At 63.0% G+C, this 15,358-nt stretch carries 14 protein-coding genes; 7 read left to right on the forward strand and 7 right to left on the reverse strand.

Annotated features, from left to right (window positions below):
* Positions 1 to 55: 55 nt before the first annotated feature.
* Entirely contained in the window at positions 56 to 1,264 is a 1,209-nt protein-coding gene (locus tag CLV45_RS13355; RefSeq protein WP_100336845.1) for a Gfo/Idh/MocA family protein, read from the forward strand.
* Between the two features lie 102 nt (positions 1,265 to 1,366).
* Here CLV45_RS13355 and CLV45_RS13360 read toward each other — a convergent pair whose 3' ends face one another.
* The 4 genes from CLV45_RS13360 to CLV45_RS13375 all read right to left on the reverse strand — a co-directional run bounded on the left by CLV45_RS13360 (position 1,367) and on the right by CLV45_RS13375 (position 4,835).
* Complete coding sequence (locus CLV45_RS13360) at positions 1,367 to 2,482, reverse strand: glycoside hydrolase family 43 protein (protein WP_100336846.1); 1,116 nt, start codon at positions 2,480 to 2,482, stop codon at positions 1,367 to 1,369.
* Between the two features lie 244 nt (positions 2,483 to 2,726).
* Entirely contained in the window at positions 2,727 to 3,173 is a 447-nt protein-coding gene (locus tag CLV45_RS13365) for a hypothetical protein (RefSeq protein WP_100336847.1), read from the reverse strand.
* 98 nt (positions 3,174 to 3,271) lie between these two features.
* Positions 3,272 to 3,817, reverse strand: a complete 546-nt coding sequence (locus CLV45_RS13370) for a DUF4136 domain-containing protein (RefSeq protein ID WP_100336848.1) — start codon at positions 3,815 to 3,817, stop codon at positions 3,272 to 3,274.
* Positions 3,818 to 3,854: 37 nt separating this feature from the next.
* The gene (locus CLV45_RS13375; protein ID WP_100336849.1) at positions 3,855 to 4,835 is read right to left on the reverse strand and encodes an aldo/keto reductase; all 981 of its coding nucleotides are present in this window, start codon (positions 4,833 to 4,835) and stop codon (positions 3,855 to 3,857) included.
* A 219-nt stretch (positions 4,836 to 5,054) separates the two neighbouring features.
* Here CLV45_RS13375 and CLV45_RS13380 point away from each other — a divergent pair, with 219 nt between their 5' ends.
* Positions 5,055 to 5,966 carry a fatty acid desaturase gene (locus CLV45_RS13380; RefSeq protein ID WP_100336850.1) on the forward strand — a complete coding sequence of 304 codons (912 nt, stop codon included), beginning with the start codon at positions 5,055 to 5,057 and terminating at the stop codon, positions 5,964 to 5,966.
* Between the two features lie 108 nt (positions 5,967 to 6,074).
* Here the strand turns inward: CLV45_RS13380 and CLV45_RS13385 are convergent, their stop codons facing one another.
* Complete coding sequence (locus CLV45_RS13385; RefSeq protein ID WP_100336851.1) at positions 6,075 to 8,045, reverse strand: ATP-binding protein; 1,971 nt, start codon at positions 8,043 to 8,045, stop codon at positions 6,075 to 6,077.
* A gap of 230 nt (positions 8,046 to 8,275) precedes the next feature.
* Complete coding sequence (locus CLV45_RS13390; protein ID WP_100336852.1) at positions 8,276 to 10,087, reverse strand: DUF885 domain-containing protein; 1,812 nt, start codon at positions 10,085 to 10,087, stop codon at positions 8,276 to 8,278.
* 352 nt (positions 10,088 to 10,439) lie between these two features.
* Here CLV45_RS13390 and CLV45_RS13395 point away from each other — a divergent pair, with 352 nt between their 5' ends.
* The 5 genes from CLV45_RS13395 to CLV45_RS13415 all read left to right on the forward strand — a co-directional run bounded on the left by CLV45_RS13395 (position 10,440) and on the right by CLV45_RS13415 (position 14,764).
* A complete protein-coding gene (locus tag CLV45_RS13395) occupies positions 10,440 to 11,747 on the forward strand; it encodes a PAS domain-containing protein (RefSeq protein WP_100336853.1) in 1,308 nt (435 codons plus the stop codon).
* A 48-nt stretch (positions 11,748 to 11,795) separates the two neighbouring features.
* Entirely contained in the window at positions 11,796 to 12,155 is a 360-nt protein-coding gene (locus CLV45_RS13400; protein ID WP_100336854.1) for a hypothetical protein, read from the forward strand.
* Between the two features lie 156 nt (positions 12,156 to 12,311).
* Positions 12,312 to 13,343 carry a S41 family peptidase gene (locus tag CLV45_RS13405; protein ID WP_157807473.1) on the forward strand — a complete coding sequence of 344 codons (1,032 nt, stop codon included), beginning with the start codon at positions 12,312 to 12,314 and terminating at the stop codon, positions 13,341 to 13,343.
* A gap of 39 nt (positions 13,344 to 13,382) precedes the next feature.
* A complete protein-coding gene (locus tag CLV45_RS13410; RefSeq protein WP_100336856.1) occupies positions 13,383 to 13,832 on the forward strand; it encodes a GNAT family N-acetyltransferase in 450 nt (149 codons plus the stop codon).
* Positions 13,833 to 13,945: 113 nt separating this feature from the next.
* Positions 13,946 to 14,764 (forward strand): hypothetical protein, encoded by an 819-nt coding sequence (locus CLV45_RS13415; protein WP_100336857.1) that lies wholly within the window; start codon positions 13,946 to 13,948, stop codon positions 14,762 to 14,764.
* A gap of 14 nt (positions 14,765 to 14,778) precedes the next feature.
* Here CLV45_RS13415 and CLV45_RS13420 read toward each other — a convergent pair whose 3' ends face one another.
* Positions 14,779 to 15,339, reverse strand: coding sequence for a GNAT family N-acetyltransferase (locus CLV45_RS13420; protein WP_100336858.1), 561 nt, complete (start codon positions 15,337 to 15,339; stop codon positions 14,779 to 14,781).
* Positions 15,340 to 15,358 lie beyond the last annotated feature (19 nt).

Genomic DNA, 15,358 nt, shown 5'->3' on the forward strand with positions numbered 1-15,358 from the left:
TCGCAACCCGCCGCTGCTTTGCGCGGTACGTATCTGGAAACTAAGCTACTGCGCTATGAAATCCAAATCCGTTACCTCCTTATCCCCGGCTTCCCGCCGCGAGTTTATCCGCACCTTGTCCCTGGGCCTGGGCGCTACACTCGTGGGTTCCTCGGCGCTGGGCGGCCCCCTGGGCTGGCTCGAAGACCTCTCGTACGGCCCGGCCAGCCTCGAGGCACTGCAAGCCGGCCGGCAGCTGGGCGTGGCCCTGGTGGGCCTGGGCAAGTACAGCAGCGGGCAGCTGGCCCCGGCGTTGCAGCAAACCAAGCTCTGCAAGCTGGCCGGCATCGTGACGGGCACGCCGGCCAAGGCCGCGCAGTGGAAAAAGCAGTACAACATCCCCGACCAGAACGTCTACGACTACCAGACCTTCGACCGGATCATCGACAACCCCGCCATTGACATCGTCTACGTGGTGCTGCCCGTGGGCTTGCACGCCCAGTACGTGGAGCGGGCCGCCCGGGCCGGTAAGCACGTCATCTGCGAAAAGCCCATGGCTCCCACGGCCGAGGACTGCCGCCGCATGATTTCGGCCATGCAGAAAGCCGGCAAGAAATTCAGCATCGGCTACCGCCTGCACTTCGAGCCCCACCACCAGGAAATGATGCGCCTGGGCCAGAAAAAGGAGCTGGGACCCATCAAAAGCCTGGTGGCCGACAACGGCTTCCGCTTCAACAACGACACGCCCTGGCGGGTGGATAAAGAGCTGTCGGGCGGCGGGCCGCTGATGGATATGGGCATCTACTGCCTGCAGGGCGTGGTGTACACCAAGGGCGAACTTCCGGTGTCCGTCACGGCCAAGCTGGCTCCTAACCCCGACCCCAAGGGCCTGTTCAAGGAAGTAGAGGCGGGCATCAGCTGGCAGATGCAGTTTGCCGACGGCTCGGTGGCCGACTGCCGCACGAGCTACGCCGAAAACCTGAACAGCCGCCTGCGGGCCGAAACCAGCAAGGGCTTTCTGGAGCTGCAGCCCGCCTTCGGCTACGGTGGCATCGAGGGCCGCACCAGCCAGGGCCCGATGAACATCCAGAACGTGCCCCAGCAAGCCCGGCAGATGGACGACTTTGCCGACTGCATCCTCAACAACAAGCCCACCCGCGTACCCGGCGAAATGGGTCTGCGTGACATTCAGCTGCTGCAGGCCATCTACCGCGCCGCCGCCACCGGCCAGAAAGTTTCGACCAAGGACGTGGTAGCCGTGCTGGATAAAACCAACAGCCGGTAACCAAGCGGGGGTAGTTGTTGGCAGTAGCCCGTCTTACTTCCCAAAACGAAAAAAGCCGCCTGAACCATGATTCAGGCGGCTTTTTTCGTTAGCAAATAGGCGTTACGGATTAATCAGCGCCAGGCTGCCGTCGGCGCCGCGCTTGAGCTCGGTCACCTTCACGTTGCGCAGCCAGGTCTTGTCCGACAGTTGGGTGTCATGGTAGAAAATGTACCACTTACCCTTGATTTCGACGATGGAGTGGTGGGTGGTCCAGCCCTGCACGGGGTTCATGAAGGTGCCCTGGTAGGTGAAGGGGCCGTAGGGCGAGGTGCCGGTGGCGTAGGCCAGAAAGTGGGTGTCGCCGGTGGAGTAGGTCAGGTAGTACTTATCCTGGTACTTGTGCATCCAGGCGCCCTCAAAGAAGCGGCGCTTGTTGTCGCCCGAGAGCAGCTCCTTGCCGTCCTTGTCCAGGATTTTGACTTCGCGCACGGGCTCGGCAAACTGCTTCATATCGGCACCTAGGCGGGCTACGCGCGGGCCTACGGAAGGCTCAGTGGCGGCCGGCTCCTGCTCCTTGGGCTTGCTGCCGTCGTATTTGCCGGTGCGCCAGCGCTGCAGCTGTCCGCCCCAGATGCCGCCCATGTACATGTAGGTTTGCCCGTCGGTGTCGGTAAACACGGCCGGGTCGATGCTCAGGCTGCCGGCCATGGGCTTGGGCTCCGCCTTGAAGGGCCCGGTGGGCGACTTGCTGGTGGCCACCCCGATGCGGAAAATGTCCTGCTTGTCCTTGACGGGGAAATACAGGTAGTACGTGCCGTTTTTGAAGGCCGCGTCCGGGGCCCAGAGCTGCCGCCCGGCCCAGGGAATATCCTTGATATCGAGGGCCACGCCGTGGTCGGTGACTTTGCCGCCAATGCTGTCCAGGGACAGAATATGGTAGTCGCGCATGGCAAAATGGTCGCCGTTGTCGTTTTCCGGCATGCCGGTTTCGATGTCGTGCGAGGGGTAGATGTAGATGCGCCCGTTGAAGACGTGGGCCGAGGGGTCGGCGGTATAAATGTCCTTTATCAGGGGCTGGGCCAGGTATTTTTTACCCGCCGAATCGGGTTGGGCAGTAGTGGGGGCCGCAGCGGCAGTTGAGGCTTCGGTTTGGGCCGGGTTGCTTTGGCAGGCACCGAGCCAGGCCAGGCCAGCAAGCAAAGCCACCGGGGCCGACGGAAAAGAAAGGGCGGGCATTTAAGAGTGGGGTTAGAGGGTCGACAGAGCGGGGCAAACACCCTTGCTCTAGTCAAATATAGAACCCCGCAACTGGCCTCAACTACTGCAAATGGGGCTTTTCAGCAAATAAACTACCGTAAACGTTTGTGATAGTAGCCCATCCGGCTAGCTGGCGGCCGTGGGCTGGACGGCCCTAAAACACAACGCCCCGGCCACAGGGGCCGGGGCGTTGGAAGCGGATAAAGCAGCGGGCCAGATTAGCCTACAGCTGCACTTTGGTGAAGGAGCCCTTGATGGTGCCCGTGCTGGGAAAAGTAGCCGTGAAGCTGCCATCCACGGTTTTGGCCGTGGTATTATAGGTGGTCGTGCCGCTGGCGTCGGTGCCGCTGGCCCCGTCCAGGTAAGCTTCCAGCACGTTGGTCGTAGTGTTGGGTGCGGTAGAACCGGGGTTGCGGGAAAAGTCGAGTTGCACGGCCTTACCGTTGTTGAGCTTACCGACAATCGTCATCGAGCTAACCGCCGACTGGTAGTTGGCCGACAACACGTGGGCTTCACTCAGGGCGTAGGATGGGGCGCCTTTTTCGGAAACCAGCACCGTTATTTCCGTCTTCGAGTTGTCAATTCCGGAAGGCACAACTTGCGCGTCTTTCGAGCAGCCACTCAGCAGAGCGGCGGCCAGTAAGCAGGTAGAAACAAATTTTGTAGTCATTCGGATAGGAAAGAAAATGCCTACAATAATACAAAACTCCCGGTTGCGTAGTTCACTTCTGCGGTGGTCAGTTGCCCACCGGGTGGGGGCGGCCCGGCCTACCGGGGCAGCACGGGATACTGGGCAAACATGGCTGCAATACCCTCGTTGATACGCTCTACCAGCTTGCTGGCATCCTTGCCGATGGCGCTGGCCGCCACGCCCTGCCAGATTCGCTCGTTGCGGGCCGCATCTACCACGTCCACCGTGGCCGTACCCTCGGTGTATTCCCGGACGGGCACCTGCTCACTTTCCCAGTGGTAGCGGCGCTGCCCGATGTAGCGGGGCGCATCCCGGATGGTGGTTTCCCGGGTTTGCGTCTTTTGCTCACTCACCACCCCAATATTCACCCATAGGTCGGGCGAGTCGGCGCGCTGGTAGCCGCGGCGCTCCATCTCACGAGCCACAGCCTGCTTAAGGTGGTCGATGCCCAGGCCGCTGCCCCCGGCAAAGGCGGCTTCGTTGCGGGCCGTTACGTCCAGAAAGTTGTAGGTTTTGTAGGCCGTAAAGTCAACGCTCGGCGTCTGGCTCGTCGACTCGACTCGCACCGGAGAACACGCCGCCACGCCGAGCAGCAAGAGGGAAACAATAACGAAGGCTTTCATAATCAGGAATTACGCGTGCAGCAGATTACCGTAGCATTTACGAAAAGCCCAGCACCGGGTGGGGCTGGTAGGGCGCTTCCAGCCGCTGAATTTCCTCGGCCGAGAGTTTTACGTCCAGCGCCGCCACGGCGTCTTCGAGGTGGCCGGGCTTGCTGGCACCCACAATGGGCGCCGTAATGCCGGGCTGGGCCAATAGCCAGGCCAGGGCCACCTGGGCATTGGGCAGGCCCCGGGCCTGGGCCACTTCCGTTACCCGGTCGGCCACGGCAAAGTCGTCGTCGCGGCCGTAGAGGCTTTTGCCAAAGGCGTCGGTGCGGGCCCGCTCGGTTTCGTTGCGCTCCTTGCCGCGCCCACCCGTGAGCAGCCCCCGCGCCAGCGGCGACCAGGGTATCACGCCGATGCCCTGATTCTGGCACAGGGGCAGCATTTCGCGCTCCTCTTCCCGGTACACGAGGTTGTAGTGGGGCTGCATGCTGATAAAGCGGGTCCAGTGGTGCTGGTCGGCCAGGTACAGGGCCTGCGCAAACTGCCAGGCAAACATGGACGAGGCCCCGATGTAACGCGCCTTGCCGGCCTTCACCACGTCGTGCAGGGCCTCCAGGGTTTCTTCGATGGGAGTGTCGTAGTCCCAGCGGTGAATCTGGTAGAGGTCCACGTAGTCGGTGCCCAGGCGCTGCAGGCTGGCGTCAATGGCACTCAAGATGTGCTTGCGCGAGAGGCCTTTGGCGTTGGGCCCCGGCCCCATCGGGTTATATACTTTCGTGGCCAGCACCACTTCGTCGCGCCGGGCAAAGTCGCGCAGGGCCCGGCCCACCACCTCCTCACTGGCCCCGTTGGAATACACGTCGGCCGTGTCGAAGAAGTTGATGCCCAGCTCTAGAGCTTTCTGAATGAAGGGCCGGCTTTGCTCCTCGTTCAGGGCCCAGGGCCACCGGTCGGTGGGGCGGCCGTAGGTCATGGTACCGAGGCAGATTCGGGAAACCTTGAGGCCCGAGGCCCCCAAGCGTACGTAGTCCATACTGAAAAAAATAGCGAAAGAAAATGCCCCGGCGGGCCGGTAGCAACTACCCTCTATACGCGCGGCGCGGCGCAAACGCTGTAGTTGAGGTTGCTGGTCACGCCTGGGGGGAGGCAACCAAACGGGCCCCGCCGGCGCTTTTTTCAGACGGGGCCTTGCGCTTGCCAGCTGCGCGAGCTACCTTCGGTAAGTACAATTTTACGTAAGCCCCGAGGCCATATGCAGTTATTTAATCCCACGGCCAGCGTGGCCCCCGGCGACCGGCTGACCCTAGGCTGGCTGAAATCCGGCTGGCTGTACTTGATGCTGCTCCCGGCCCTGTGGTGGGGCTGGTCGTCGCTGTCGTTGTCGCGCAGCCTGGCCTCGGTGGTTCTCACGGTCGTGACCGTGGGCCTGGGCCACTCCATTGGCTTGCACCGCGGCATTATTCACCGCGCCTACCGCTGCTCGCGCCTTACCCGGGGCCTGCTGGCCTACTGCTTCGTGCACTCGGGCCTGGGCGGGCCGCTGTCCTGGATTCGGGTGCACTTCTACCGCGACTACTGGCAGAACCGGGCCGACTGCCCCGCTTATTTTCGCTACGACCACTCCGCTGTGCAGGACTACGGCTGGAACCTGCACCTGGCCCTTACCCCCGCCGATGAAGACGTGTACGCCATTCCGCCGGAAGATTTGCACGACCCCTGGCTGGTGTTTCTGCAGAAAACCTGGTACTGGCACGTGCTCGGCGCGGCCGGCCTGATCTGGGCGCTGTTCAGCTTCGAGGCCATGATTGTGTGCGTCTGCCTGCGGATCAGCGTTACCATTCTGGGTCACTGGTTTGTGGGCTTTATCTCCCACAAGTACGGCTACGCCCGCTACGACATCGACGAGGCCGCCGAGCACGGCTACAACAACTTCGTGCTGGGCGCTTTGTCGTTCGGCGAAGGATTTCACAACAATCACCACGCCCACCCCAGCTCGGCCCGCATGGGCACCGAGTGGTACGAGGTTGACCTGGGCTGGTACCTGATTCGGGGCCTACGCCAGTTGGGCCTGGTGTGGGACGTGCAGGTAGCCGGCCAAACCAATACCCAGAAACCCACCGCCCGAAGCCGGGCCTACCGTTGGCGCTGGCCCTGGCAGGAGTAGCCGGCAGCCCGTAGCCCTCACTAAAAAGGCTGGTCAACTAAGAAGAGTAACTCTCCTTGTTGACCAGCCTTTTTTACGGCTTTTCGGGTGTTTCCCAAGCGCCGGCTCTTAGCCTGGCCACGGTAGGGTAATGATGAACTCGGTGCCCCGCCCTTCCGCCGACTCCACCGTCAGCGTGCCGCCGTGGCCCGTGCTGATAATATCGTGGCTCAACGACAAGCCCAGGCCCGTGCCCTCACCGACGGGCTTGGTAGTGAAAAACGGCTGGAAAATCTTGGTCCGCACCGCGGCCGGAATACCGCCCCCATTGTCGCTGACGCGAATTTCGACGGCGGCGGGCAATTGGCGGCTACTGACCACTACGGCCGGCTCGTAGGCCGCGGCCGGCTCCTGCTGCTGGCGCTGGCGCACGGCGTAGAGGGCGTTGGTGCACAGGTTGAGGAGCACCCGGCCCAGGTCGGGCGCCACGACGGCCACCGCGGGCAGGGCCGCGGCGAGTTGCCTGGTGAGCGTGGCCTCAAATCCGGGGTGCTGGTTTTGGGCCGCCTGGTAGGCCAGGCGCAGGTTTTCCTCGATGAGCAGGTTCAGGTCCGTGGCCTCGCGCGGGGTGCTGCCGGTGCGGGCATGCTCCAGCATGCCCTTGATGATGGCCGTGGCCCGCTGCCCGTGGGTGCTGATGTTCATGATGTTCTGCTTCAGCCCATCCAGAATTTCGCGCTCCAGCTTCCCGTCGCGGGCCAGGCGCTGGGCCCCGTTGATTTCGTCGACCAAATCGGTGCTGACCTCGGCAAACTTCTTGACAAAGCTCAGCGGGTTCTGGAGCTCGTGGGCTACGCCGGCCGTCAACTCGCCCAGGAAGGCCATTTTCTCGCGCTGCACCAACTGAAACTGGGTGGTTTTGAGCTCAGCCAGGGAGGCCTGCAGGGCCGCGTTGGCCCGCTGCTGCACCCGGTAGTGCCGCACCAGCAAGCCCACCAGCACCAGCAGCCCCAGCAGCAGCCCCACCAGCCCGTAGGTGTGGTAGCGGGTTTTGAGGGCGGCCTGGTCGGCGGCGGCTTTCTGTTCCCGCTGCCGGGCCTGGTAGTTGATGTTTTGCAGACGCATCACCTTTTCCTGCCCAAACAGCGTGTCTTTCATGGCCAGCAGCAGGGTCTGGTACTTGAGGGCGCTGTCGGCGGGGCCGCGGGTTTTGAAGTTCTGGGTCAGCAGGGTGCTGGCGTTGAGTACGCCCCGCAGAAAGCCGTTGCGCTGGGCGGCCTGGTTGCCGAGGCGGGCGTAGTAAATGCTGGAATCGAGGCGACCTTGCTGCTGGTAAAGCGTGGCCAGTCCCACGTAGGCAAAGTTGCTGCTACGCTGGTGCCCCAGGGCGGCCGACTCCGCAATGCTGCGCCGATAGTAGCTCTGGGCCTGGGCCAGGCGCCCCTGCTTGCGCGCCACCTGCCCCAGGCCGTAGAGAATGTAGTTGGTAGACGAGTGCAGGCGCTGGGCCAGGGCGTAAGCCTGCTGCTGGTAGTAGCCGGCCGAATCGAGTTGGTTGTAGAGGTCGTAGGCCAGACCGATGTTGCTTAGCTCAATGACCATGCGCCGCTCGTCGTGCAGCTTTTCCCCGATGCGCAGGGCCTGGAAATAGTACGAGAGGCCCTGCTGCCGGTCGCGCAGGTACACGTAGATAATGCCAATGCTACGCAGGTTCTGGGCCTGCAGGCGCAGGTCGTGGTGGGTTTCGGCCAGGTGCAGCGACGCCTGAAACAGCTCCAGGGCCTGGGCCAGGTTCCGCTCCCGCAGGGCCGCGCCCAGGCGGTTTAGGGCCTCGCCCTCGCCGTGCACGTAGCGGGCCCGGCGGGCCAGGGCCAGCGCCCGGCGGGCGTAGGCCTCGGCCGAGTCGGTGCGCAGCACCCAGTACTGGTCGCTGATGGCGCAAAGCAGTAGCACGCGGCTCGTATCGGGCTGGGGCTGCCGGGCCAGGCGGCGCAGGCTGTCCAGGGCCGGACTTTGGGCCAGGGCGGCCTGGCGACTACCAACGGCGAGTAAGACAAGAAACAGGCAAAAAGTCCGCAGCGGGCGGAAGCAAGAAAACATGCACAGGTAAGAAACAGGGCCCAGGCAATATAGCGCGGCAAGCCAACCACCAGCGGCCAAGCGCCGCGGTTGCAGCTGCGAATATCCGGTTAAATAGCGTAATCCTCGCTATGCCGACTATTGGGCCCCGGCGGGCTGCCGCAGGAAGTGCCAACGTTGCCCTGCCCCTGGCCCCAACCCCGTCAGCCACAAGCTTTTTTCGGCGGGCAGCCTAACTGTCTTACCCCGTGTTAAGCTGCTTTTTTGCGGCGAATGTAGTCCTGCACCACTTGTTCCAGAATTTCCAGCGGCAACGCCCCGTTCTGCAGCACCACGTCGTGAAAGTCGCGCAGGTCGAAGCGGGAGCCAAGCTGCTGCCGGGCCTGCTCGCGCAGCTCCAGAATCTTGAGCATGCCAATCTTGTAGGCGCAGGCCTGCCCCGGCATCACGATGTAGCGCTCCACCTCGGCCACCACGTCGGACTCGGCCATGCCCGTGGTGCGGCGCATATACTGGATGGCCTGCTCCCGGGTCCAGCGCTGGTCGTGCAGGCCGGTATCTACTACCAGGCGGGCGGCCCGGAACAGCTCGGCCCGCAGGCGGCCCAGGTTGTCGTAGGGGTCTTGCTCGAAGCCCAGCTCCGAGGCCACCCGCTCGGCGTACAGGGCCCAGCCTTCGGTGTAGGCCGTGAAGGGCACCAGCGTACGGAACGTGGGCAAGCCCTTGAGCTCCTGCTGAATGCCAATCTGGAAGTGGTGGCCCGGAATACCTTCGTGGTAGGCCAGCGTGTGCATGCCAAACTTGGGCGTGGCCTTCACATCGTACAGGCTGGCGTAGAACACGCCCGGGCGGGAGCCATCCAGGGTGCCCCGCTCGTAGTAGGCGCCGGCCGAGGTTTTCTCCTTGAACACCGGCACCCGGCGCACTTCCAGCACCGATTTGGGCCGGATGCGGAAGGCTTTGTCGAGCCCCCCGTTTACCTGGGTCAGCAGGCGGCGGTAGTCGGCCAGAATCTGGGCTCGGCCACTGTCGGTATCGGCGTACAGAAAGCGGGGTTCCTCGCCCAGGCGGGCCATGGTTGGTCCTACACTGTCGGCGCCGGGCACGTTCTGGGCCCGCAGGATTGTCGCCATTTCGGCCGTAATGCGGGCCACTTCGCTCCGGCCCAAGGCGTGAATCTGGGCGGCGCTGAGGCTGGTTGTGGTGCTGGTGCGCAGGCAGTAGGCGTAGTAGGCGGCCCCGTTGGGAAATTTCCACACGCCCGCGTCGGTGGTGGAGCGGGGGCGCAGCTCGGTGAAGTAGGTAATCAGCTGCTGGTAGGCCGGGTATACCGCGCTTTGAATCTGGCGCTTGGCTTCGGCCAGCAGCTCAGCTTGGGCGGCAGCGTCCAGGTCCTCGGCTTTTTTCAGCTTTTCCGCCAACGACGTGTAAAGAATGTTTTGCTCGGGCGCCTGGGCCACCAGGGCCTGCATTTCAGCCAGCACCTTGTCGATGACGAAGGTGGGCGGCACCACCCCGTGCTGCTCCCGAATTCGCAGGCCTTCGAGTACCTGCCCAAACTTGCGGCCCACCGCCGCCAGCCGCTCGTTGTAATACTCCGCGTCGCGGCGGTTGTGCACCTGGTGCACGTTGGCCATGAAGTCTGGAAACTCGTTCTGGACCCCAAACAGCTGGTTGACCGGGTAATTGTCGTAGCGGAAGGCCGCGGCTGCGTCGGCGTTGGTCATAAACCACTCCAGCACCTGGTAGTTGAGACGGTCCTGGCCGCGCATGCCGGTGGTATCGTAGCGGTGCAGAGTGGCCAGGTCGTTGTGCAGGCGCGTCTGCACGCGGGTGGCCTCGGCGTCGGAGGCGTCGTTGAGGCGGCGGTTGTGGCCCTGAATGCCCAAGCCCTCCACGAGGTGCAGGGCAGACAGCATCTCGGGCGAGTCGAAGGCCAACTGCACGAATACCTTCTCATAGAAGAGCCGGATGAACACGGGCTTAAACCAGATGGTATTGACGGCCAGGGCGGCCACGACCAGCAGGACCGCGCCCAGGATTCGCAGGATAATTTTTTTCATGGTCCAAGAACAACATTTGCTGACAGTTTGGCAACTGGGTTAGCCGCCCTACGGTTGGGCTTTAGCGCCCTGGGCGGCCCGGCCGAAACCAGTCGGCCGCACAACTACCGGCGAGGCGTAAACCAGCAGCCAGACACAACACAAAGCACTAACTAACAGAGTTTTACCCACCAACCCAACTTACCATCCACTTCTCCAGGTCTGTAGTGCTGGGGCGGGCCCCGCCCACGGCTTTCTATTTTCGGCTGGTTTCGGCTTCTTCCGGGGCTGAATCGTAACTTTGCCGCCACTGCCGAGTTTAGCTCAGCCCGCTTCTTTCGGGCTTCCGGCTTCGTTCCCTGATTCTTCTCGTATGCCTGCCTCTATTCCCCCCGTCGATTACCAACAGCTGTTCCGCTCGTTGCCCGAAAACCTGATGCTGATGACGCCCGACGTCACCATTATCGACAATACCGACGGCCACGTGCAGGTGTCGCTCAAAAAGCGGGAGGAGATTGTCGGGCGCGACTTTTTTGACGCCTTCCCCTCGGTCGACCAGAACCAGGGCGACATCATCTTTCAGTCCCAGGACCACGTGCGCCGCTTCCGGGAGCCCCACGCCATGCCCGTAATTCGCTACGACCTGGAAGTGCCGGCCGAGCGGGGCGGCGGCTTCGAGGAGCTCTACTGGCAGGCCACGCACTACCCGATTCTGGACGACCAGGGCGAGCTGCTCTACATTCTGCAGCGCACCCAAAACGTGACCGAGCAGTACCGGGCCGAGCAGCAGCGGCTGACCGCCCAGCGGGAGCTGGCCGAGGCTCAGGAGCGCACCCGCTTTATCCTGGAGTCGTTGCCGGTGCTGATCTGGACGGCCACGCCCGACGGGCAGCGCGACTTTTTCAACCAACGCTGGCTCACCTTTACCGGCCGCGAGCCGGCCGCTATTCTGGGCACCGGCTGGATGCAGGACATTCACCCCGACGACCAGGCCAACGTGCGCCGCAACTGGGCCCATTCCGTGGAGCAGGGCGTGGTCTACCAGGCCGAATACCGCCTGCGCCGCCACGACGGGCTCTACCGCTGGGTGCTGGTGCGGGCCACGCCCCGCCGCAACGCCGCGGGCGACATCACCATGTGGGTGGGCTGCGGCACCGATATTCACGACCAGAAACAGCTGGTGCAGGAGCTGCTGGAAGCCAATGAGCAGCAGTCGGCCCTGTCGGATCAGGCGTATCAGGCGTATCAGCTGGCCCAGAGCCAGAAGGAAACCTTCCACAACCTGTTTGAGCAGGCTCCGGCCCTGATCTGCATTTTACGCGGCCCCGAGCACACCTTCGAGTTTGTTAACCCGCGCTACCAGGAGCTGTTCCGGGGCCGGCAGCTGGTGGGCAGCTCCGTGGCCGAGGCCCTGCCCGAAGTGGTGGAGCAAGGCTTCATCGGACTGCTCGACAACGTGTACGCCACCGGTGAGACGTTCTACGGCAACGAAATTTCCATTATGCTCGAAGGCCCCGCCGGGGAGCCGACCCGGCAGCTGTTTCTCAACTTCACCTACCAGCTGTTTTCGGAGCACGGGCAGAAGGCCGGCATCACCGTGTTTGCCTACGACGTAACCGACTTGGTACAGGCCCGCAAGGCCATTGAAAAGGGTCAGGGGGGCGCGGCGCATGCTTCCTAATTCCGTGGCTACTTTCTATTTGCCTTCGGGCCCCATTCTTCCCCAGCCATGGATATAACCGCCCTGGATTTTCAACAGGCCCGCATCAAGCAGGTGCTGTTCAAGTCGCGGCTGCGCTCCGTGCTCTACGGGGTGCGCGAGGCCGAACCGTCGCTTTTCTCCCTGCGCGACAACCCGCTGGGCCAGTGGCTTACCGCGGTGGTAAAGCCCAAATACGGCTCCCGGCCCGAGGTGCTGGAGATTGAGCGCGTCATTCAGAACATGCTCAACGCCAGCCAGAAGCTCGTAACCCAGTACCAGCGGGGCCTCATCGAAGAGTCGCGCGCGGGCCTGGAGCAGGTCGACATCTACTCCGACCAAATCGAGAAGCTGCTGCAAAAAATTGAGCAGTCCGGCGTGGTGCTATAACCCGCCGCGCGCCCTGGTGCCCCACCAGCAGAAGCCCCGGATTCGAGGAGAGTCCGGGGCTTTTTTAGGGGGCTACTCCGGCGCCGGAACTGGTTTTCGCAAGCTGAAATATTGGCGTAGCTTGCCGCTCAGTTATAGGCTTTTTATCTTCATTTTATGCAGCGTAGCGTAGTAACAGGCCTATTATTGGGGCTGGCAAGTCACTCGGCCACCGCCCAGCACAATGCCTACAACATCACCGACAGCGTCAAGGTCTACCTCGACCAGAGCCTGGACGTATTCCAGCGCCACGCCCTGCACCGGGACCGGGTCGACTGGGCCAAGCTGCGCGAAACGGCCTACGCCCGGGCGGCCGGGGCCACCACCTACGAGGCCCTGACCCCGCTCTACCCCTACCTGTTCGAGCAGCTCGACGACCACCACGGCTGGTACAGCTTCCGGGGCAAAAAGTACGGCTGGCAAAAGTCCGCCCCGGCCTACACCAACGCCGCGGTGCTCGACGAGCTCAAGAAAAAGCCCGGCGTGCGGGTGCGGCGCATTGGCAAAGACGTGGGCTACCTGCTGCTGCCCGGCAACTCGGACTTCGGCATGAGCCGCCTCAACGAAAATGCCCAGGCCATCCGGGACTCCCTCTGCGCCTTGCCCGGCAAGCCCGTCAAGAGCTGGATTATTGACCTGCGCCTCAACACTGGCGGCAATATGTACCCCATGCTGGCCGGCCTGGGCACCCTGCTCGGCGAGGGCACCCTGGGCGGCTTCGTGGAAGGCAGTGCCGCGCCGGGCCCGCTGTGGATTATCCGCCAGGGCAACCTGTATTTGGACACCACGCGGGTGTCGCGGGTGCAGGATAAGTGCCGTAGCCCCCGCCCCAACGTGCCCATTGCGGTGCTGCTGAGCGGCCGCACGGCCAGCGCCGGCGAGGTGGTGGCCATCAGTCTGGTGGGGCGGCCCAACACCCGCAGCTTCGGGGAGCCCACGGCCGGCTACACCACCGCCAACGACGGCCATAAGCTGCCCGGGGGCGCCGGCCTCACCCTGGCCGAATCCTACGAGGTGGACCGCCGCAACAAAGCCTATACCGAGCAGGTCAAGCCCGACGTGGAGATTATCGGCGGGGACAACTTCACTACTTTTGCGGCCGACCAAAAAATTCAGGCCGCGCTGAAGTGGCTGAAAAAGGTGCGCTAACCACTTTTTCCGCCGCGGCCGCCTTTCCCTCCCGTTCCCATGACCCTGACCTGGACCAGCAAAAAATTCTCTGACCTGACCCTGCCCGAGCTCTACGCCCTGCTGCAGCTGCGCACCGAAGTATTCATTGTGGAGCAGAACTGCCCGTTTCAGGATATCGACGGGCAGGACCAGGCCGCCTACCACCTGCTGGGCTACGCGCCCCAGGGCCAGCTGGCCGCCTACGCCCGCCTCTTCGACGCGGGCCAGTGCTACGAGCAGGTCAGCATTGGGCGGGTGGTGGTGGCGCCGGCCTTTCGGCGCTTCGGCCTGGGCCGGGAGCTGATGCGCCAGGCCCTGGCCCACTGCGAGCAGCTGTTTGGCGCCCAGCCCATCAAAATCGGGGCCCAGCAGTACCTGACGGAGTTTTACCAGAGTTTTGGATTTGAGCAGCGCGGCGAAATGTACCTGGAAGACGACATTCCGCACATTTACATGCTGCGGCCCTGATTCGGGAGCAACTGCGCCTGCGCTGGGGCGGGAATGTTTCTGGATTATAGTAAGTTTAGGAGTTCAACAAGGCGCTAATCGGTTGGCGGCGCGCGGGGTTGGCTCCTTGACTAATGAAATACGTTTTCCTGTTTTTACTGCTGCTCGGCGCCGGGCCCGGCCGGGCCCAGCAAGACCTGCTCCCCCTCGATATTGCCCAGCGCTTCGTGGCCCGGGAAGGCTGGCCCGAGCTGCACCACTACCTGTGCGGCGAAGTGCAGCAGCAGGCCAAAAGTCAAACCCTGGGCCAGCAGATTCCGGCCCACCTGCGCCGCACCTGCGCGCTGGTGCAGCAAACCGACAGCACCGCCGTAGTGGCCGTGGAGCTGCGTGACTCCCTCGGCGGCAACGATTTTTACCTGCACTTCCGCCGGCAAAACACCTGGCAGCTGCAGGCCGTGCGCGGCCTGGGCATGACCAACTTCGGCCGGCAGATGCTCACGGTGCTCGAAGGCTTGCCGCCCGCCGAGCGGGCCCGCTACAACCAGACCCATCCCAAGGCCGAGTACGACTTCACCGTGGGCAACATCCGGCTCTGGGTGGGCTCCGACGCCGACATTGCGGCCCACTTTACCCGCCGGCAGGCCGATTTTGAGAAAACCGTGCGCCTGCTGCAAACCGGCACCTACTTCGCCGCCGAGCCCGCCAACGAAGCCGCGGCCAACGCCGACCCGGCCATCAACGCCTTGCTCAAATCCTTGTTTATCAGCCGCGTCACGCGCAAAAGCACCGACTGCGACAGTTGCTTTGCCTTCGTCATCGGCGGGCTGATTGACAACACCGTGGGCCTGCTCTACGAGCCCGACGCAAGCAAAGTACCCGCCATGAGCCCCGGGTCCCTGATTGTGCTCAAGCCCCTGGGCAAGGGCTGGTACCTGTTCAAAACTACGTAACCGCGCGGCTTTGCCTACACGGCCTGCAGTGCCTTGTGCCGGCCGTAGAGCTTTTCCCACTCCGCTTCCAGCATGCTCATCTCCGTCAGGCTCCAGTACGAGCCGTTGAAGTACAGACTCTCGCGCGAGGTGCCTTCCAGGGTCATGCCGGCCTTGGTGTAGCAGCCGATGGCGCCCTGGTTGAAGTCGTACACGCCCAGGTCGATGCGGTGCAGGTCCAGCTGCTCGAAGCCAATTTTGAGCACCGCCTTTATCATTTCCTGACACAGGCCCCGGCCCCGGTGGGCGGTGCTGCCCACCAGCACCCGGCTAATGCGCGCCGAGCGGTTTTTGCGGCTGATACCGCCCAGGGAAATATGCCCCACGACCTCGCCGGTAGCCTCATCGACGGCCTTGTACACGAAGGCGTCGGAAGTCAGCGGGTCGTTGGTATCCTCGATGTACCAGGCCAGGCTTTCCTCGGTCAGGGGAAACGAGAACAGGGAGCCCGACCAGTTCATCAATAATTCTTCATCCTTAATCCACTCAATCAGCTGTTTAAAGTCGGCTTGGGTGAATTGCTCCAGTCTAATCATGAATAGTATTTTTTTGAAT

Source organism: Hymenobacter chitinivorans DSM 11115, from assembly GCF_002797555.1.
Taxonomy (GTDB): Bacteria; Bacteroidota; Bacteroidia; order Cytophagales; family Hymenobacteraceae; genus Hymenobacter; species Hymenobacter chitinivorans.

Coding starts and splice junctions, on each gene's coding strand:
- CLV45_RS13355 (WP_100336845.1), top strand. CDS start 56: ATGAAATCCAAATCCGTTACCTCCTTATCCCCGGCTTCCCGCCGCGAG.
- CLV45_RS13360 (WP_100336846.1), bottom strand. CDS start 2,482: ATGCCCGCCCTTTCTTTTCCGTCGGCCCCGGTGGCTTTGCTTGCTGGC.
- CLV45_RS13365 (WP_100336847.1), bottom strand. CDS start 3,173: ATGACTACAAAATTTGTTTCTACCTGCTTACTGGCCGCCGCTCTGCTG.
- CLV45_RS13370 (WP_100336848.1), bottom strand. CDS start 3,817: ATGAAAGCCTTCGTTATTGTTTCCCTCTTGCTGCTCGGCGTGGCGGCG.
- CLV45_RS13375 (WP_100336849.1), bottom strand. CDS start 4,835: ATGGACTACGTACGCTTGGGGGCCTCGGGCCTCAAGGTTTCCCGAATC.
- CLV45_RS13380 (WP_100336850.1), top strand. CDS start 5,055: ATGCAGTTATTTAATCCCACGGCCAGCGTGGCCCCCGGCGACCGGCTG.
- CLV45_RS13385 (WP_100336851.1), bottom strand. CDS start 8,045: ATGTTTTCTTGCTTCCGCCCGCTGCGGACTTTTTGCCTGTTTCTTGTC.
- CLV45_RS13390 (WP_100336852.1), bottom strand. CDS start 10,087: ATGAAAAAAATTATCCTGCGAATCCTGGGCGCGGTCCTGCTGGTCGTG.
- CLV45_RS13395 (WP_100336853.1), top strand. CDS start 10,440: ATGCCTGCCTCTATTCCCCCCGTCGATTACCAACAGCTGTTCCGCTCG.
- CLV45_RS13400 (WP_100336854.1), top strand. CDS start 11,796: ATGGATATAACCGCCCTGGATTTTCAACAGGCCCGCATCAAGCAGGTG.
- CLV45_RS13405 (WP_157807473.1), top strand. CDS start 12,312: ATGCAGCGTAGCGTAGTAACAGGCCTATTATTGGGGCTGGCAAGTCAC.
- CLV45_RS13410 (WP_100336856.1), top strand. CDS start 13,383: ATGACCCTGACCTGGACCAGCAAAAAATTCTCTGACCTGACCCTGCCC.
- CLV45_RS13415 (WP_100336857.1), top strand. CDS start 13,946: ATGAAATACGTTTTCCTGTTTTTACTGCTGCTCGGCGCCGGGCCCGGC.
- CLV45_RS13420 (WP_100336858.1), bottom strand. CDS start 15,339: ATGATTAGACTGGAGCAATTCACCCAAGCCGACTTTAAACAGCTGATT.